The sequence below is a fragment of the Telluribacter roseus genome, from assembly GCF_017355915.2.
Classification (GTDB): Bacteria; Bacteroidota; Bacteroidia; order Cytophagales; family Spirosomataceae; genus Telluribacter.
The window spans coordinates 449,848-468,168 of record NZ_JAFEUV020000003.1 but is presented as its reverse complement, the minus strand read 5'-3'; the positions used below and the strand labels follow the sequence as shown (position 1 = coordinate 468,168).

Annotated in this window: 12 protein-coding genes and 1 tRNA gene; 5 read left to right on the top strand and 8 right to left on the bottom strand. The window is 54.7% G+C overall.

The annotated features are described in order from the left end of the window. Positions 1-129 precede the first annotated feature (129 nt). The 7 genes from JTN23_RS08080 to JTN23_RS08050 all read right to left on the bottom strand — a co-directional run bounded on the left by JTN23_RS08080 (position 130) and on the right by JTN23_RS08050 (position 7,263). Entirely contained in the window at positions 130-1,281 is a 1,152-nt protein-coding gene (locus tag JTN23_RS08080; protein ID WP_247233699.1) for a chromate transporter, read from the bottom strand. A 7-nt stretch (positions 1,282-1,288) separates the two neighbouring features. Next, on the bottom strand, positions 1,289-2,044 hold the full coding sequence (locus JTN23_RS08075; RefSeq protein ID WP_247233697.1) for a DUF2490 domain-containing protein: 756 nt from the start codon (positions 2,042-2,044) through the stop codon (positions 1,289-1,291). A 165-nt stretch (positions 2,045-2,209) separates the two neighbouring features. Beyond that, a tRNA-Cys gene (locus JTN23_RS08070) sits at positions 2,210-2,278 on the bottom strand. A gap of 34 nt (positions 2,279-2,312) precedes the next feature. Further along, on the bottom strand, positions 2,313-4,883 hold the full coding sequence (locus JTN23_RS08065) for a TonB-dependent receptor (protein WP_247233695.1): 2,571 nt from the start codon (positions 4,881-4,883) through the stop codon (positions 2,313-2,315). A gap of 328 nt (positions 4,884-5,211) precedes the next feature. Continuing rightward, positions 5,212-5,901: a hypothetical protein gene (locus JTN23_RS08060; RefSeq protein WP_247233693.1), complete on the bottom strand. Its 690-nt coding sequence runs from the start codon at positions 5,899-5,901 to the stop codon at positions 5,212-5,214. 70 nt (positions 5,902-5,971) lie between these two features. Next, positions 5,972-6,691 carry a hypothetical protein gene (locus JTN23_RS08055; protein ID WP_247233691.1) on the bottom strand — a complete coding sequence of 240 codons (720 nt, stop codon included), beginning with the start codon at positions 6,689-6,691 and terminating at the stop codon, positions 5,972-5,974. 128 nt (positions 6,692-6,819) lie between these two features. Beyond that, on the bottom strand, positions 6,820-7,263 hold the full coding sequence (locus tag JTN23_RS08050) for a DUF2147 domain-containing protein (RefSeq protein WP_247233689.1): 444 nt from the start codon (positions 7,261-7,263) through the stop codon (positions 6,820-6,822). Between the two features lie 412 nt (positions 7,264-7,675). Here JTN23_RS08050 and JTN23_RS08045 point away from each other — a divergent pair, with 412 nt between their 5' ends. Continuing rightward, on the top strand, positions 7,676-10,834 hold the full coding sequence (locus tag JTN23_RS08045; RefSeq protein ID WP_247233687.1) for a DUF1553 domain-containing protein: 3,159 nt from the start codon (positions 7,676-7,678) through the stop codon (positions 10,832-10,834). Between the two features lie 2 nt (positions 10,835-10,836). After that, the gene (locus JTN23_RS08040) at positions 10,837-12,309 is read left to right on the top strand and encodes a DUF1501 domain-containing protein (RefSeq protein ID WP_247233685.1); all 1,473 of its coding nucleotides are present in this window, start codon (positions 10,837-10,839) and stop codon (positions 12,307-12,309) included. A gap of 15 nt (positions 12,310-12,324) precedes the next feature. Here JTN23_RS08040 and JTN23_RS08035 read toward each other — a convergent pair whose 3' ends face one another. Continuing rightward, the gene (locus JTN23_RS08035; protein WP_247233684.1) at positions 12,325-13,170 is read right to left on the bottom strand and encodes a helix-turn-helix transcriptional regulator; all 846 of its coding nucleotides are present in this window, start codon (positions 13,168-13,170) and stop codon (positions 12,325-12,327) included. Between the two features lie 545 nt (positions 13,171-13,715). Between JTN23_RS08035 and JTN23_RS08030 the strand changes: the two genes are divergently transcribed. The 3 genes from JTN23_RS08030 (at position 13,716) to JTN23_RS08020 (ending at position 18,218) form a co-directional block, all read left to right on the top strand. Next, positions 13,716-14,708: a phytanoyl-CoA dioxygenase family protein gene (locus JTN23_RS08030; protein ID WP_247233682.1), complete on the top strand. Its 993-nt coding sequence runs from the start codon at positions 13,716-13,718 to the stop codon at positions 14,706-14,708. A 156-nt stretch (positions 14,709-14,864) separates the two neighbouring features. Next, a complete protein-coding gene (locus tag JTN23_RS08025) occupies positions 14,865-16,070 on the top strand; it encodes an SLC13 family permease (RefSeq protein ID WP_247233680.1) in 1,206 nt (401 codons plus the stop codon). A 132-nt stretch (positions 16,071-16,202) separates the two neighbouring features. Continuing rightward, complete coding sequence (locus tag JTN23_RS08020) at positions 16,203-18,218, top strand: sialate O-acetylesterase (protein WP_247233678.1); 2,016 nt, start codon at positions 16,203-16,205, stop codon at positions 18,216-18,218. The last annotated feature ends 103 nt before the right edge of the window (positions 18,219-18,321 follow it).

Here is an 18,321-nt window from a genome sequence, read left to right as displayed (position 1 = left end):
AATGGAAGCGGCCTCCGCTACTCTGGAAACCAGAGGAGTTACCGTCAGAAAAGTAGTCACGCAGGTCGTCAGCCGGACACGGTAAAAAAGACTATCCAATTCCACTAAATTTACCTGACACCCAGACCCTTACACTACCATACACTCCCGTACCACCAGCCCCACCACCGCCGCTACCAGGATCACGTACGGCTCGGGGAGCTTCTGGTACTTCCAAAGTACCAGCCCCGTGACCGTAGCCAGCGCTATGGTGAAGGCGTCGGTCAGGGAGCGGGTGCCCAGTACCACTACGGCACCCGCGATGGCTCCTATGGCCGCAGCCGTAACACCATCCACAAAGGCTTTGATGGCAGGGAGCTTGCCGTATTTTTTGAAGTAGGGAGCCGGTAGGATCGTGAGCAGGTAGCAGGGCAGGAAGGTAGCCAGGGCGGCCACGGAGGCCCCCGAAGTACCCTCCACCAGGTACCCGATGAAGCCCGTCGTGATCACCACCGGGCCGGGCGTGATCATGGCTACGGCTACGGCATCGACAAACTGCTTTTCGTTGAGCCAGCCGTACTCTTTGACGACGCCGCTGTACAGGAAGGGTACAATGGCGAGGCCACTTCCGAATACAAAGGCACCCGCCTTGGCAAAGAACAGGCCAATGTCCCACAGGCGGCTGTTGGGGCCGGTAGTGGTAATCTGCGCCAGAATCGTGCCCAGCGGTAGCAGCGCGGTGGCGGGCCTTTGCAGAAATCGGGGCGGTACCCGCACCCACCATACCAGTACCCCTGCCCCCAGAAACAGCAGTATATGTTCCGACTCAGTCACGACGGTCACCACGGCCAAGACCGCAAATATCCCCTGGAGCAGTCGCTCCTTCCCTACCGACTTGCGGGTCAGCTTGACGACACTGACGGCAATGATTCCAATCACGGCGGCGCCTACACCGTAGAATACGCCCTGAATCCAGGACAGGCCGCCGTAGCGTACGTAGGTCCAGCCCAGGGCCAGTACCATCAGGAAGGACGGCAGTACAAAGGCCAGCCCTACCAGCGTAGCCCCCAGAATGCGGAAGTGCACATACCCCAGGTAGATGGCCAGCTGCGCTGCCAGCGGGCCGGGGGCCAGTTGTGCCAGGGCCAGCCCCTCCTTATAATCTTCTTCTGAAATCCACTGGCGCTGCTCCACCAGGTCGCGGTGCATGTAGCCGACCAGCGCGGCGGGTCCGCCAAAGCCCAGGGTACCCAGCCTGAGGAAGTACCCGATCAGTTGCCGAAGGGTGTAGACGGGAGGCATAGTAACATTAATTAGTAGGTTTGCGGAGATCGAAGGTCTGGAACAGGAATACCCGAGCGGTGTGCAGGTTGCGGTACTGGTTACCGGCGGCCAGCTGCTGGAACAGGTTCATGTAGCCGCCCTGCAGCGTCGTGTGCCGCCCCAGCTGGTAGCCCAGCCCGACGAAAAAGCGGTTCTGATCGAAGTGGTTGTAAACGACCTTGCGGCCCAGGTTGAGGTGTACTTCATCGTTGAGTACCAGCGATAGGCCACCGGGAGCAAAGCCCTTTTTGGTAAGCGGAAAGGCCGCCATCAGGTTATAGCGGATGCGGGTGCCGTAGTTGTAGCCTTCGGCCAGTTCGCTGTCGTTCAGGATGCGGCGACGGTAGCGCTCCTCCAGCCGTATCCACTGCATCAGGCGGCTCTTTGGGCCGTTGTTATGCCACTGGATCTGCTGCCAGGGGCGGTGCTCAGGCTGGGAAATGTTGGTATGGCCTTCGGCCGGAAAGTGGTTGACGTAGGCGAAGCCCGCAGTGAGCTTGGTGTGGTCGTTGAGGTAGTACATGAGGCCCACCCGCACGATGCCCTGCGACAGGTCACTCAGCAGGTTTTCTTTGGTACGCAGGTGTACGTCGGTCCATAGCCCCCACTGATCCGACAGGCGCGTTTGGGCGAAGTACCCGGTCCAGAGCTGGGTTACTTCTTTTACCTGTTTGGCGGGTTGAGCCTGCAGTCCTACTGCAAGGGTAAGTAGTAAAAGGGTGGCAAGTATAGGTTTGGTCATAATCAGGAAAAGTACTTGAAGGGTTAAATGGCTTTGCTGGTTTGCTTTGATCTGGTCAGTAGCTGGGTAATCTGGTCGTCAGCCCTCTTCCTACTCCTCACAGTAAAGCCAGCCAGACCACTCCTCTACCTCCTGAAAACACACCAAAGAACTAGTACTACTGGTACCGGGGAGGGATTCGAACCCTCGTGGTAGGTCTTGCGGACCTACGCCTTACCACTCAGCCACCCGGTTCAGATATCTTTCTGTAACAGGTACTACTAGGGGCTTAGAAGCCGTAGCGTAGCGTTACCCCGTAGGTTCTGGGATCGCCCAGTACCGCAGCGTAGTGACCGGCACTACCAGCCGCTGGCAGTAGCTGCTCGAAGTAGTCTTTGTTAGTAATGTTACGAGCCCATACCAGAATCGATATACCGTTGGAGGCGCGGAAACCTACCCGGCCATTGAGCAGGGTGTAGCCTTCGATGTTCAGGTACTTGGAGGGCGAAGGGCTCGATGAGAACGAAGAGCGGTAGTAGCTATCCAGCGCCAGGAAGTACTTACCTTTCAGACCAAACAGCTTTCCGTTTTCGCTGATCTCACCACCCAGTGAACCTGACCACTTGGAGATACCCGGCAGTGCACTGCCCGAAATATCCTTGTAGGCCAACTCACCACCTACTTCTTCCAGTGGTACCGGAGCATTGGTGAACGAAACGTACTTTCCGTCGGTATAAGCCAGGGCTCCGGTAAACGAAAGCTGGTTTGTAACCCGGATGTTACCATCCAGCTCGGCACCGATCACCCGTACCCGCTCCGCATTGGCCAGGTACCCGCGGTTTACACCTACCTCGGCGGTCTGCACCTGCGTCTGGTAGTCTTTGATATCGGTGTTGTGTACCACAAAGTTCAGAGTTGACTGAGGCGTGGGGCGGGTCTTGATACCCGCTTCAAAGTGCGTTACGTACTCAGGCTTAACACGGGCCAGGTCCGTCAGTACCTGTCCGTTGGCCGTTGGCAGTCCACCCAGGTTGACACCTACCGGCTTGTAGCTGTTGGAGTAGGTCGTAAAGGCATTGATCTGCTTCGTAGGCTTGTAAGCCAGGGTCACCTGTCCGGAGAAGTTATTCTCTTCTACATTAACATTGAAGGCCTGATTAGTATAGACGGCGTTCTTGATAGCCAGCAGGGCCGGATCGGTAGTCTGGAGGCCACCGTAGGTTTCGCGACGGTAGTCTACGTCTTTCTTGTCATAGTTAAACCGGATCCCGGGCAGCACGTGCAGCTTTTCGGTTATAGCCCAGTCCAGCTGACCAAATACCGCTCCTCCGAATGATTGGAGTCGTGAGGTAGTCCGGATACCGTAGCCGTCCAGTAGGCCCGGTGTCTTCCAGAGCGCGCTGGTTGAGCTTTGTGAAAACCGCCACTGAGCCGCTCCCGACTCTTCCACATGATACGGATCGGTTTTCAGGTCCTGACCGATGGCAAAGACACCTACTACCCCGCTAAGGCGTGACGAAAAGTTACCGGCGTAGCGGATTTCCTGGGTCCATTGCTCGTGGCGTGAAGTAGCCTGTGACAGGGCAAGTACCGGAAGACCTGTGAAGTCGCGGTCGTTGGAAGGATCCCAGTTCCAGTACCGCCAGGCCGAAGTAGAGGTCAGTGTACCGGCTCCCAGTTTGATCTCGGTGTTAAGTGAAACTCCACCCAGTCCGTTGTTGGACCGCCAGGGCGTATCGTGGTCAATCACGCGATCAAAAGGATTGGTGCTGGGCAGGGAGTAGCCAAGGTCCGCAATGATGTTGTTGAACTGGCGGTAAGGAGCGCGCTTGGTAGTTACCACCCCCGCTACCACCTGAGCGTACCCGTTGGGGCGCTGGTTGGCGGCATCTCCGATCAGGGTAATCCGGATGTTTTCGGTTGGGGTATATAGCAGCTGACCTCTGAATCCTAGGTTATTGAGGTCGTTTACGTAGCTTTGGGTACGTACGTTATAAATCAATCCGTCGCGCTGGGTACCGGAGAAGGACGCCCGGGCCGCCAGTTTATTCTTGATGATGGGGCCTGTTACCGAAGCCTTTGCCTGGATGAAGCCATAGTTGCCGTAGCTCAACTCAAAATTAGCTCCTGCCTCAAAGCTAGGGGCACGGGTGGTGATGTTGAAGGCGCCCGCGGTGGTGTTCTTTCCAAAGAGCGTACCCTGAGGGCCGCGCAGTACTTCGATCTGATCAACATCTACAAAGTCAAGCGTAGTAGCGGCCGGACGGGCATAGTACACACCATCCACATAGAAGCCTACCCCGGGATCAATACCGTCGTTGGTTAGACCGAAGGTTGAGCCCAGGCCGCGGATGTTGAGGGTCGTATTGCGTGGGTTAGAAGAGTACAACTGCACCGTAGGTACCAGTTCTTTCAAACGGTTGACGTTGAAGGCTCCGGCGTCTTCGGCCGTATAGCCGCGGATTACCGAAATGGGTATGGGTACATCCTGCGACGACTCCTGACGACGGCGCGATGTAATCACTACATCCGACAGATCGTTGGCATTTTCGTCCAGTTTGATCTCTACTTTGCTATCTCTCACCACCAGCTCTTTTTTCTGGTAGCCTACGTAAGATACAATTACTATAAAGGGGAGTTTCTGGCCGGTTACCAGAGCAAACTCTCCGTTCGCGTCGGTCAGGTCTCCGTTGGTAGTACCCTTGATGGCTACCGTAGCCCCTATGAGTGGTTCCTGGGTACGGGCATCAACAACCACTCCGGATACTGTCGCATTGATAGTAGGGGCATCCTGAGCGGATACAACAAGGGAAAAGAGGAAGGTTACGAAAAATAGTGGTAGTGCTGTAAGGAGTTTCATAGTATTGAATGTCAGCGGTATTCGCATGGGGTTATATGACTTTTCTTTCTGGATTTAGTCCCTGTTTTCATCAGAGGCTTTCTGGACAACTGAGCTGCATGATTGGCATCAATGGCTGGCAGCAACAGTAGGGTCTGATGAACAAGGTATCCTGAGTCATATAAGTACTGGTTTGGTAATGATTAGTGGTGTTCTGTAAATGATGAGACAAATGTAAGTACTCTATAAACTCTACCAAACTTATAGACTAATAAATTATAAGAAAATCAAAAATTCTTATCCAGTTACTAAAAAGTCTTACTGAAGTACAAGCAAAGACCCTAGCCGACTACTTCATCGGCCAGAAAGGTGAGCGAAGACGTCTGCCTTTGAATACAAAGTTCCGGAAGTCCCGGAAGAGCGCGGGGTAGGTCATCAGGCGAATGCGGTAGTATACCCCATTAAGATTACGAATGGCCTGGTGCCTCCTCAGCTCCCAGTGGTAGCCGGTCTGCAGGCCGAAGCCTACCCAGCGGGTAGCTTTCCACTCGACATAGCCTCCGGCCTGCGCCGGCAACAGCAGGTAGTGGGCCTCCGGGAGTCCATGTGTGTTTCCATCCAGCGCAAACTGCCGGATCTCAGCCTGCCCCACTCCCAGCTCGATGGGTACCCCCACTTTCCACTGACGCACATTGATGAGGTTATGCCAGTAGCCGGCCAGGATATAGCGGGGATAGGTATAGGAATAGGTAGTCTGGCCGGCCTGGATGGCCTGCTCCCGTAGCCCGTAGTTGAAAAGGCGAATCCCTTTAGGATTGAAAAAGTAGTACCCCAGCGTCACCTCGTGCTCCTTCTCCCCCCATATCCGACCTACGCTCCCCCCCCAGGCATTGATTATGTCCCGCCCTAGCAGCAAATACCGGTTATCAATGTGCACAGCCCACCTACCCGACGAATCCATTTCCGTAGGTTCTGGAGGTACGGAGACACTTCCTGCTACGAGCAGGACAGGCAAGAGTAAGGACGCGAAAAAAGTCATGTGTCTGGGTAGTAGACGTATCTAACCCGAAGGCAACAGCAAATGTTTACCTGATGCTGTTGCGGCCTGTTTACTCGTACGGCAGGGGCTCTGCGGGAGCAGTGCTCTTCCTGGTGTGAAAGGGGGAGCGCAGTGGTTTTTTCCTGAAAATGAAATCCCGCATCTCATAAAATAAGGTGGAGTAGAACACCGTACCTACGGAGTAGTAAGATCCGTTATAATTCTCCTTAAGGTGGCTATCGTACACGGCCCACCGGTAGCCTGCCTGCACGCCTAGCCCCATCCAGCGGGTAGCCTTCCACTCCACGTAGCCTCCCGCCTGTACCGGCACAAACAGGTAGCGACGACTTGCCTCCTCGATGGGTACCGCGGTCAGAGGCTGCCTGAAGGAGCGGGCCCGTCCCAGCCCGACCTCAACCGGCAAACTTAGCTGCCAGCGCCGGGTGTTGACAAAGTTGTGCCAGTGCATCAGGCTTAGGTAGTGCAGATCAGTCTTGGTATAATAGTCGGGGTGGATGCGGATGGAACGATCCTTGTCCAGTTCGATAAGCCGCCTGGCCGCCTGGTAGCCCAGCCAGTAGTACCCCAGCGTCACCTCATGCCGCCGCTTTCCCCAGGCCATGCCGGCATTGGCTCCCCATACATTGACCCGCCGCTTGTCAATAAAAGAACTGCGGGTGTCCAGATGAAACACCCATCGTACGGTCGAGTCAGGTACTTCTGCCACTGCTTCACAAAAGTGCAGGAGCAGGAACAACAACAGCAAAAGACAAGTGGCGCCTATATTCATTCATCCAGAGCTACATTACAAAAAAACACCCCAAAAACATGTCTGTCCCGGGGGTGCACTTATGTATCAAGAGGAGGGTATACTACGTATTTATAATCATTCAGCCCTACGGGCTATTTCTATCGGGATTAGTGGCTGCTCATATAGACATTGCCCGGAAGCTCCCGGCGATGCATATCAAAGGTCTTGCCAATCAGGCGGTGTCCTTTATAAATCAGGGCTTCTATCTGACCACTACCAGCCATATTCATCGACAGATCAAAGCGCGTACGCTGGGTAGGGTGCACAAAAGTACCTTGCCAGTTACCCTTCTGATACTGCAACCCATCTATAACCACCTGATTGAGGTAAGGAATATAGCTCTTTTCGGTTACACCGATTATACGACCTGTATACTGGGAGGAAGACCCCTTACTTATCTCGATATAGGCTTTCTTATACGGAAAGTACCATACTCCTACCAGATTGTCAGATACTGCTCCGGCATTACTGGCCGGAATGCCTGGTCCACCTACCAGGAGGAACATCAGACTCAGGATCATCACTCTCATCAATTCAACTCTACTTTTCATCTTCACGCACATACTAGTCATTATATTAGTACCGGTACTACTACAATGGAGTGTAACCGCAAAGTTCAGTAATGGGCATTAGAAGAAGCTTAGAAGTGAATTAAAAGGTTATTAAAACTTACAAGAAAGGTCTAATACTAAGAAATAACAGCCACCACATTTCAGCCTTACCTCCCACATCGTTCAAGGTTATATACGAGTAGATATAGCTGCGCAGGTGTTTTTCTTTAACATCCTACTCTTTTAGTCAACATTATGGAACAGAGCCTGTATGCCCGCATAAGCAGAAGGCTAAGTAGCACCGGAATTTGATTATCAGGTTAGGCTGGACGACCTCATGCGGTTGTACCGGATGACTAATATCTAATATATGCTGTTACGTGCCTTATTTAGTATTAGTATAGCCGTATGTATGGCTTCCTGCTCCACACTGGAACTTCCGGAAGAGGTAGAGCTGGCTATGGCCCAGGTGCCTGATGAAGTAGATTACAATCTGCACGTGAAGCCTATCCTGTCTGACAAGTGCTTTGCCTGCCACGGCCCGGATCAGAAAAAGCAGAAAGCGGACCTGCGCCTGGATGAGGCCCAATTCGCCTACAGGAAAGAGTCTGAAGCGGGCCGGAGAGCCATCAGCCCGGGCAAAGCCAGCCGCAGTGAGCTGGTACACCGGATCTTAACTAATGATCCGGAACTGGTGATGCCCTCGCCCGAGTCACACCTCTCCCTTACCCCCACCGAAAAAGCTACCCTGATCAGATGGATTGAGCAGGGGGCCGAGTACAAGCCCCATTGGGCCTTTGTGGCTCCCCAAGAGCCGAAGCTTCCAGAAGTAAAAAATGAGGAGTGGCCCAAAAATGAAATAGACTACTTTGTACTGGGCCGGCTGGAAAAGGAAGGCTTAGCTCCTTCGCCCGAAGCGGATCGGGAAACGCTCATCCGCCGCGTAAGCTTTGACCTGACCGGACTCCCCCCTACTATTAAAGATATTGATGCCTTTGTCCGGGACCGCTCCCCTAATGCTTACGAGCATATGGTGGACCGCTACCTGGCCTCCCCCCACTACGGCGAGCGCATGGCCGCTTACTGGCTGGATGTAGCCCGCTTTGCCGATAGCCACGGCTACCTCGACGATAAGCACCGTGATATGTCGCCCTGGCGCGACTGGGTGATCTCGGCCTTCAACCGTAATCTTTCTTTTGAAAAGTTCGTAACCTGGCAACTGGCGGGCGACCTACTGCCCAATGCGACGCAGGAACAGGTACTGGCGACGGGTTTTAATCGCAATCATAAGCAGAATGCCGAGGCGGGAATCATTGAGGAAGAATACCGGGTAGAGTACGTTACGGATCGAACCAACACGCTTGGCAAAGCCTTTCTGGGTATGACGGTAGAATGTGCCCGCTGCCACGACCATAAGTATGACCCCATCAGCCAGAAGGACTACTACTCCCTGTTTGCGTTTTTTAACAGTACTTTCGAGAGCGGTAGTCACAACTACGGCGGCCCGGATATAGTACCCGGCCCTACCCTGCTACTTACCAGGCCTGAGAACGACCGCAAAATAGTGCAATTAAAAGCCCTGATAGCTAAGGAAGAAAAGGGTCTACCCACAACTCCTAACCCAGTAGCCGGAAAGGCAGAAGTTAGCCTTGCGCAGAAGCTGGTGGCCTACCTCCCATTTGACCAGTTGGTAGAGAAAAAGATCACGAAGGACGGCAAAACCAAAGAAGTACAGCAGTTTACTAATGTGGCCGATCCGGCCATTCCGGCCGAAGCGAGCTCTACCGAAACCGGTGCCGGGGTAGTGGGAAAGTCCCTTAAGCTGAACGCCGAAACCCGCCTGAACCTGCCCCCCTACCAGGTGGGGTACTTTGAGCGGTACGAGCCTTTTGCGGTATCGTTTTGGGTGAAGGTACCTCAGCAGTACGATAAAGCTACACTCTTCTACCACTGTGATACCTGGCGCTACGGCAACCAGGGGTACGACATGATCCTGAAAGACAACAAGCTGAACTTCCGGCTCATGCACGCTTTCCCGCACGACGCCATCAGTGTAGTAAGTACGACCGCCCTGCAACCGGGCCGGTGGTACCACGTAGCCGCCAGCTACGACGGGTCAAGTAGGGCTGCGGGTATGCGTCTGTACCTGAATGGGCAGAAAGTAAAAACAACAACGGAATACGACCACCTGGTCAAGAATATCCGTCAGACGCCCCACGTCCAGAAGTCGAGCCGGTTCAACGGCCTGCGGATGGGCTACCGTGAGCTGGACCGCTCCCTGCCCGGTGGCGAACTGGATGAATTCATGCTGTTTGACGGGGAGCTGACGGCACAGGAAGTTGAGTACCTGTTTGCTAAGAATAAGGTTAAACCACTCCCTCCGGCGCAGAGAAAGAAGTTAGCCGTCAGTCGCGAAACACCCCTGCTGGTATTAAGAAAAGAGCTGGCTACTGAATTAGATTCCATTCCCGAAGTCATGGTGATGGGCGACTTACCCCAGCCACAATCTACCCATGTACTCAAGCGTGGCGTGTACGACAGCTACGGTGAGCCCGTGCAGCCAACTACCCCAGCCCCCCTCCTGCCTTTTCCGAAAGAGTTACCTCAAAACCGGCTTGGACTGGCGCAGTGGCTCTTCCTGCCGGAGCACCCGCTCACCGCCCGCGTAGCCGTAAACCGGTTCTGGGAGTTTTACTTTGGTAGGGGACTGGTCAATACTACCGATGATTTCGGAAATCAGGGCGAGCTTCCCTCCCATCCCGAACTGCTGGATTACCTGGCCCTCCGCTTTCAGAAAGGGTCGGGCACCGCCTCTGCCTGGGATATAAAGGCACTCCAGAAAATTATCCTTATGTCAGCTACGTACCGGCAGAGCTCCCGCATTACGCCCGAACACCTGGCCAAAGATCCTCAGAACAAGTGGCTGTCCAGAGCTTCGCGATTCAGGATGCCCGCCGAGATGATCCGCGACCAGGCGCTCGCAGCGAGTGGACTACTGGTATCAAAGATTGGGGGCAAAAGCGTCTATCCTTATCAACCCGCCGGCCTTTGGGACGAGCTAAGTGACAAGGCCTGGCGGTATCAGTACCTGGAAGCACCGGGTGAAGGATTATACCGGCGCAGTATTTATACGGTATGGAAGCGTACGTCAGCTCCGCCCTCCATGCTCATTTTTGACGCCCCCGACCGCAACTTCTGTACCGTCAAGCGTGTGCGTTCCAGTTCGCCCCTACAGGCGCTGGTACTGCTGAATGATCCCCAGTTTGTGGAGGCCGCACGGTTCGTAGCGCTGCGGATGCAGCAGGAATGCAGCCCCGCACTGGATGAGCGCCTGCGCCACGGCTACCGCCTGCTGACAGGACGCGTACCTAATGCCAGAGAACTACAGGTACTAAACCGGATGTACCAGGCGGAGTACAAGGTACTGAGCAAGAATCCACAAAAGGTACGTCAGGAATTGGCAGTAGGCTACGAAAGGGTACCTGACCCTTACGCAACGACCGAGACCGTCGCCCTGGCGCGGGTAGCCGCCGCCATTATGAATACGGATGAGTACATGACCCGAAAATAGCTATGGACGAGATACAGCAACACCTGCTTAACCAGCAACGGCGCGACTTCCTGCGGGGCAGTGTATTGGGCCTCGGCAGCATTGCCCTTGGCTCCCTGATGGGCTGTCGGAATGACAAAGCCAAGGCTGATGATCCCCCCGGTACTGTCCAGGCTCCGGAAGAAAATCAGCCCCTGGGCAACCCACACTTTGCGCCTAAGGCGAAGCGGGTCATTTTTCTTTTCCAGAGTGGTGGTCCCTCGCAGATGGAGCTGTTTGAGTACAAGCCCAGGCTCACCCAGATGCACGGGCAGGAGATCCCCCCTTCGGTCATGGGCACCAATCGTATTTCGGGCATGGTTACTAACCAGTACAGCTTTCCGCTGGCCCAACCTGCTGCCACCTTCAGCCGCCGGGGCTCCAATGGTACCTATGTAAGCGACCTACTCCCCTATACCGGCAATGTAGTGGATGACCTCTGTCTGGTGAAATCTATGTACACGGAGCAGATCAACCACGAGCCCGCCATGGTATTCATGCAGACGGGCAACCAATTGAGCGGACGCCCTTGTATCGGGTCGTGGCTGAGCTACGGTCTGGGTAGCCTCAACGAAAACCTGCCTTCATTTATCGTCATGCTCTCCAAAGGTGGTGGTGACCAGCCTATCAGCTCTGCCGCCTGGAGCAACGGCTTTCTGCCTTCGCACCACCAGGGGGTACAGTTTATGTCGGGCAAAGATCCGGTCCTGTACCTGTCCTCTTCGGCTGGTGTTGATCGGGTAGACCGTCGCCGGGCCCTGGACTATATCAAAGAGCTGAACCTACTGCAGAATGAGACCTGGCATGATCCGGAGGTAGATTCACGCCTCAACCAGTACGAGATGGCCTTCCGGATGCAAACAGCCGTACCGGGTGTGACCGATATTTCTGACGAGCCACAGCATGTGCTGGATATGTACGGACCGGATGTAAAAATACCCGGCACCTTTGCCTACAACTGCCTGCTGGCGCGGCGGCTGGCCGAAAAGGACGTCCGTTTCGTTCAGTTGTACCACCTGGGCTGGGACCACCATGGCAGCCTGTCCAGTGGCATCCGACGCGCTACCCAACAAACCGACCAACCCTCGGCGGCGCTGGTGCAGGACTTGAAGCAGCGGGGCCTGTTGGACGATACGCTGGTGGTGTGGGGAGGGGAGTTTGGCCGTACGAGCTTTTGCCAGGGTAAGCTTACTCCGGAAGCCTTCGGCCGTGACCACCATCCCGGTGCCTTTACCATGTGGATGGCAGGCGGAGGTATCAAACCGGGACTTATTTATGGCGAAACGGATGATTTTGCGCACAACGTGGTCAGAGATCCCGTGCATGTACATGACTTTCAGGCCACCCTGCTGCACCTGATGGGGATTGATCACGAAAAATTCACCTACAAAAGCCAGGGACGCAGGTACCGCCTGACCGATGTACATGGGCGTGTCATCCATGAACTGCTAGCCTAACGTACATCTCAATACTCAGATCAGATGCCGCTTCTTGAACTGTAGCGGATTTTCACCGGCTATCTTCTTGAACGTTTTATTAAAGTAGGACAGGCTCTCAAAGCCGCTTTCATAGCAGGCTTCGGTGACGTTGTGGTCGAGGAGCAGGAGTTGCTTGGCCTGATGGATGCGGTACTGGTTCAGGAACTCCGTAAAGGTCATGCGGGTCAACCTTTTGAAATACCGGCAGAAGGCTGCCTCGCTCAGGTTGGTAAGCGCTGCTACTTCGGCTATGTCAATACGGCGCCGGTAGTGCTCCTCCACGTAGTGGTACAGAAGCTTCATGCGCTGCTGTTCCTTGAGGTTGTAGTTGTACTCCACCGGCTGCGTGTTCAGCAAGGTTACCTCTTCGGTAGTGGCCAGTAGCTGAAATACCCGCAGCAGCTCGATGAGCTGTTCGAAAGGAGGCAGAGTCACGAGTGCCTTCAGACGCTCTCCGGCCTGCTGCTTGGCAGTACCATGGAACGATAGCCCGTGCCGGGCCTGGTTGAAGAGCCGGTGTACGGCCGATAGCTCGGGCGCCGCCAGAAAATCTTTTCCTAGAAAATCATTCTTCATCTGCACGATCACCTGCTCGCAATCGGTGCGGACGCCATAGTCGAAATTGAGGTGCGGGATGTTGGGCCCCATAAACACCAGGTCGCTGCCCTGATAGCGGGAGATGTGGCTGCCGATATGACGCGTGCCGCTGGCCCCCTCGACGTACACGATCTCGTACTCGGGGTGGAAGTGCCAATAAAACTGGTCATTGAGCCGTGGTGTCAGCAAGAGCCGAAACGACCGGTCCTGATCGGGCAGTACTTCTTCGAGCTGTACTTTCATAAGTGTTCTAATGATATTATAGAGATCTTCCCACCTCGCTAACCCCGATTTGTAATCGGGGTTGGATTAAATAGCGTTTAAAACGCGATTTGACCCAATTCGCCTCTGCTAACCCCGATTTTTATTCGGTACGATCTCAGTTGGGTATGAATCGGATAGCGTTTAAAACGCGATTTGACGACGCCCTCGCCGGGCCGCGCCTGATTGCAAATCAGGGCGAGCAAAAGAAGCAAAAAGAACGGGCGCGCCTTTTAAGCTTAAAATTTCCTTTGCTAACCCCGATTTGCAATCGGGAGTTGAATCTTATAGCGTTTTAAACGCTAATTGAGTCCGCCCCGATTGCAAATCGGGGCGAGCGGGGTATACTGCATTAACAAATCGACATTCTGCATTCGAAAATCGAAAATTTCACTATTCTGCACCTATCATCTCTGCTATATTATAAAAAATATCAATATAGAACAAAAACGGGTAAGTATTGGAGTAGAGCCGGGACGGGGGGATCAGGTACCTTTGAATAAAAACAACCCCTTAATCTTTTAGGTATGAAAGCAGAAGAAACAATGACGATGGCTACCGGTATGGCCCCTACCATGGTACCTGACAATGCCCACACCGACATCCCCGGCAATCCCTCCACGGCCATCAGCAGCCCTATCAAACTCAACGACCGTTCCAATGGTGTCCCCCTTCGGGTCTTATCGGAAGAGGACTGGCAGTTCTGGGTACATAACGGCTACATCGTCATCAAGAACGCCGTCCCCCGCGAGCAGGCCGAGCGGCTGGCTGGTTTCCTGTGGGAGTTTGAGGAGAAAGACCCGAACGATCCTGAAACCTGGTACGCGCCGCCCCGCGCCGAAATGAAGATGAAAGAGCTGACCGGCAGCGGTATGGTGGAAGTGTACAACCACCAATACCTATGGGACAACCGGCAGATGCAGCGCGTGTACGATGCCTTTGTGGATATATGGGGTACCGAGAAACTGTGGGTGACCATTGACCGCGCTAACCTGAACATGCCCATGCGCCCTGGGCACGAGTTCAAGGGCTTTATCCACTGGGACTACGATCCCGAGACCAAGCCTCAGAACGTACAGGGGGTACTGGCCCTGGCCGACCAGACCGACCCCGACATGGGAGGCTTCCAGTGCGTGCCGGAGCTGTACCGTACTTACGATACCTGGAAGCTGACCCAGCCCGAAGACCGTAACCACTTTCAGCCGGATGTGACGGGCTTCGAGATCGTGAAGGTACCCCTGGAAGCGGGTGACCTGCTCATCTTCAACAGCACCGAGCCACACGGCATCCGACCTAACCGCAGCAAAGACAAGGTACGCATAGCCCAATACATATCCATGATGCCGGCGCAGGAAGACAACGAGTCCCTGCGGCAGTGGCGTATCACCTCCTGGCGTGACCGCGTAGCTCCCGAGGGCTACGCCTTCCCCGGCGACCCGCGCGGCTGGGAAAAGACCAGGTACCCAACCGCTGAACTGAGCCCGCTGGGCCGGAAACTACTGGGGCTGGATCGCTGGTAGTATACCTCTCTATAAAGTTATGGCAGGCTTTCGGGAGTACAGATCTGTACTCCCGAAAGCCTGCCGTTTTTTATTTTTTTACAGGAGGAGAAGCTATTGAAAATCAGACAAAAACTATTGTACTTGTAGTACCATTTTCAACCGCACATACTCTCCATGGTCCCTCCTTCATTCCTGCACATCCGGATAGAATTTATTCTGTTCGGGCTGACGCTGCTATGCGTAGCGCTCTTTCACCACCATACCCTTCGGGTAGCCCTGCTGGGTCTGCTCAGCATCATCATCTTTAAGCTGGTATTTGACCCCACCTACCACTGGGAGGAGCACTTCCTGGGTACCCGGCCCCTCGCGGAGCAGCTCTTTGATAAACACCTACGGGGCGGCGAGTGGGCCATACTACTGAACCTGTTTGGCCTGCTGCTGGGCTTCGCCATTTTGGCCAAGCACTTCGAGAGCTCGGGTGTTCCGGACTACCTGCCCAGGTACCTGCCCGACGACTGGAAGGGAGGCTTCGTACTGCTGGTGCTGATCTTTGTAATGTCGTCGTTTCTGGACAATATAGCCGCCGCCATGATCGGAGGTACCGTGGCACTGGTCGTCTTCAAGAATAAAGTACATATAGGGTACCTGGCCGCCATTGTAGCCGCCAGTAACGCCGGTGGGGCAGGCAGTGTGGTAGGTGACACCACTACCACTATGATGTGGATCGCGGGCGTACCGGCCCTGGAGATATTTCCGGCTTATATAGCGGCGATCACGGCTTTTCTGACGTTTGCCTTTATTGCCTCACGGGTCCAGGACCGGTACCAGCCTATCCAGAAAGATCCGGTAGCGGGACTAACTATTGATTACGTCAGGCTGGGCATTGTGGGTTTGATCCTGCTGTTCACGATTGCTACCAATATACTGTTTGACTTTCCGGCGCTGGGAGTGTGGGTAGCCATTCTGCTCGGTTCGCTGGTCCGGAAGACGCCCTGGCACGAGCTCCGGGACGCCCTGCCGGGTACGATCTTCCTGCTGGCCCTGGTGACCTGCGCCTCGCTGATGCCCATTGATGAGCTTCCGGCGGCTTCGTGGCAATCGGCCTTTGTACTGGGCTTTGTATCGTCGGTATTTGATAACATCCCGCTTACCAAGCTCGCGCTCGACCAGGGCGGCTACGACTGGGCTATATTAGCCTACGCGGTAGGCTTTGGCGGGTCTATGATCTGGTTTGGTTCTTCGGCGGGGGTAGCCATTTCCAATATATTTCCGGAGGCGCGGTCGGTCAGCCGGTGGTTTACCAGGGGATGGTTTATTACGGTGGCTTACGTAGTAGGTTTCCTGGTGATCCTGGTCATCAAAGGCTGGCACCCTAATTGATACAGAAATCTTATCCGATGCCTTACCTGATGTACACCAGCCATATCAGGTAGGGCCTCTTTATTAGTTTGTAAGTGGTACAACATAGGTGAGGCTATGTAAGTTATTACCTACAGCACCTCCCGAAGGCCTATGATAAACTTTACTCCTCTGGTATTTCTGTTCTGTCTGCTAAGCCACAGCCTGTTGGCCCAGCTGACCATTACCTTTCCTGCCGAACAAACTGTACTCCAGCGCGATCCCAAAACGAACATAAAGGTACCTGTGTCCGGCTTTGCCTACCTACCCTTCGACCGCGTCGAGGCGCGGCTGGTGGCTCTGGATGGTAGCCTGCCCGTTAGTGAGGACTGGACCCTGCTGGCTACGCGTCCCCAGCAGGGAAGCTTTACCGGCTCACTAGCCGCTCAGGGGGGATGGTACCGTCTGGAAGTACGCGGAATTATGCAGGATCAGCCGGTAGATACCGTACGGGTGAACCGGGTAGGAGTAGGTGAAGTGTTTCTGATCGCGGGCAACTCCAACGCTATGGGACTACCTAATCTGGGAGCCAAGAGTGCTTCGGATCAGGTACTCAGCTTCAACGCCCTCAACAAGTACCTCGATTATTCGGATTATCTGCTGAAAGCGCCCGACCAGCCCATGCGGCATCCCGTATTTACTCCGCTAGCCGCCAATAACGCAATCTATCCTGGTGGAGAGTCGGCCTGGTACTGGGGCGAGCTGGGCGATCTGCTGACGAAGCGACTGCAGGTACCCATTCTGTTCCTGAATGCCTCCTGGCCCGCCGCCAACTCCGAAAACTGGCGCGAAGCCGCCGATGGTCGCAATACCCTGAATATCTACGTCGGCAAAAACTGGCCCTACCAGCAGCCGTACACCAACCTCCGCAATACCCTCAACTACTTTCATTCGTGGCTGGGGGTCAGGTCGGTACTGTGGTCGCACGGGGAGAATGACGCGGCTCACCTCAAAATAGCGCAGGAGCGGTACTACGACAACATGCAGTACCTGATTCGGAAATCGCGCCAGGATTTCGGAGCAAATGTACCCTGGATGGTGGCACTGGCTTCGGTAAGTACTAATCTGAGTACTCCGTACCTGCCCGTAGTCAATGCCCAGAAACAACTCGCCACTACCCCCGGCCTGAACGTCTGGCCCGGACCGGATACGGACCCCATACAGGTACCCCGGCCCCAGCACGGACATTTCGAAAATGCCACCAGAGGGACGCAGGGCCTTACCGAAGTGGCACAGGCCTGGAACAGCAGCCTGACGGACCTTTTTTTCCAGCAGTCGACTCCCATCCTACCCCGGGGCTTCATACATACGGGAGTAGTACCGGCTGCGGCTCCGCCCGGGAGTAACTTTCTGATCTCTTACCGGGTGGAGGGCAGTGTACCCACCGACAGTCGGGTACAGGCTGAGCTTCTGGCCGAAGATGGCAGCTACGTAGCTACCGTGGGATACGGCAGTAACAGCCCGCTCTACGTGAGCCTGCCCGATACCCTGACCGGCCGGAAGTACCACCTACGGGTGGTGATGCAGCAGCCCCGGCTGGTGGGGAGCCTGTCGGAGGTCTTGCTGGTAGACCGGGAGCTCGCCTCGCCGCAGTACATCCGCCGACTTACCGCCTACCCTACTGCTACAGAGGTAACGCTGTACTGGCTAATGGCCATTGACACCCAGCGCCGCAGCATGACCGTACAGAAGAGCCTGGACCGGGAGACGTACGTGGATGTAGGGCCGGTAAACTCGGCACCCGACTCTCAGAATCCAAGGCTGTATTCATTCGTAGATCCTGATCCTGACGAGCAGACTGCCTACTACCGGATCAAGACCGAGAGCCATACGGGCCATATACACTACTCCCCGGCGGTAGCCATATTCCGGGGTGATGCCCCACTACTCTTTACCGTCTTTCCGAATCCGGCTCAGAGCGGGCCTGTTTTTATACGCACTGATGAAGCAGAGGGGTTTGAGGTCGAACTGATCAATCAGCAGGGCCACTCCTTTCCCATCCGGACCCGTTCCAGCGGGGTGATCGGGTTATCTGTTATTGAGCCGGTTTCACTTCTGAACCCGGGGGTGTATACGTTAAAAGTAGTACATGATTCAAATAGCTATACGCAGCTTATTGTGTTATTTTGACAAATTGCGTCCCTGTAAGTACACTTGTGAAACATATACGGTTACAGTAAGCTCTATTCCTACAAGCATCTATAACAGAAAAGCGGAAGAGGTACCCCCTTCC

What these genes read in the sequence shown, in the direction of transcription:
- JTN23_RS08080 (WP_247233699.1), bottom strand. Translation starts at nt 1,281, where the DNA reads ATGCCTCCCGTCTACACCCTTCGGCAACTGATCGGGTACTTCCTCAGG.
- JTN23_RS08050 (WP_247233689.1), bottom strand. Translation starts at nt 7,263, where the DNA reads ATGAAAAGTAGAGTTGAATTGATGAGAGTGATGATCCTGAGTCTGATG.
- JTN23_RS08055 (WP_247233691.1), bottom strand. Translation starts at nt 6,691, where the DNA reads ATGAATATAGGCGCCACTTGTCTTTTGCTGTTGTTGTTCCTGCTCCTG.
- JTN23_RS08065 (WP_247233695.1), bottom strand. Translation starts at nt 4,883, where the DNA reads ATGAAACTCCTTACAGCACTACCACTATTTTTCGTAACCTTCCTCTTT.
- JTN23_RS08060 (WP_247233693.1), bottom strand. Translation starts at nt 5,901, where the DNA reads ATGACTTTTTTCGCGTCCTTACTCTTGCCTGTCCTGCTCGTAGCAGGA.
- JTN23_RS08030 (WP_247233682.1), top strand. Translation starts at nt 13,716, where the DNA reads ATGAAAGCAGAAGAAACAATGACGATGGCTACCGGTATGGCCCCTACC.
- JTN23_RS08040 (WP_247233685.1), top strand. Translation starts at nt 10,837, where the DNA reads ATGGACGAGATACAGCAACACCTGCTTAACCAGCAACGGCGCGACTTC.
- JTN23_RS08075 (WP_247233697.1), bottom strand. Translation starts at nt 2,044, where the DNA reads ATGACCAAACCTATACTTGCCACCCTTTTACTACTTACCCTTGCAGTA.
- JTN23_RS08035 (WP_247233684.1), bottom strand. Translation starts at nt 13,170, where the DNA reads ATGAAAGTACAGCTCGAAGAAGTACTGCCCGATCAGGACCGGTCGTTT.
- JTN23_RS08045 (WP_247233687.1), top strand. Translation starts at nt 7,676, where the DNA reads ATGGCTTCCTGCTCCACACTGGAACTTCCGGAAGAGGTAGAGCTGGCT.
- JTN23_RS08025 (WP_247233680.1), top strand. Translation starts at nt 14,865, where the DNA reads ATGGTCCCTCCTTCATTCCTGCACATCCGGATAGAATTTATTCTGTTC.
- JTN23_RS08020 (WP_247233678.1), top strand. Translation starts at nt 16,203, where the DNA reads ATGATAAACTTTACTCCTCTGGTATTTCTGTTCTGTCTGCTAAGCCAC.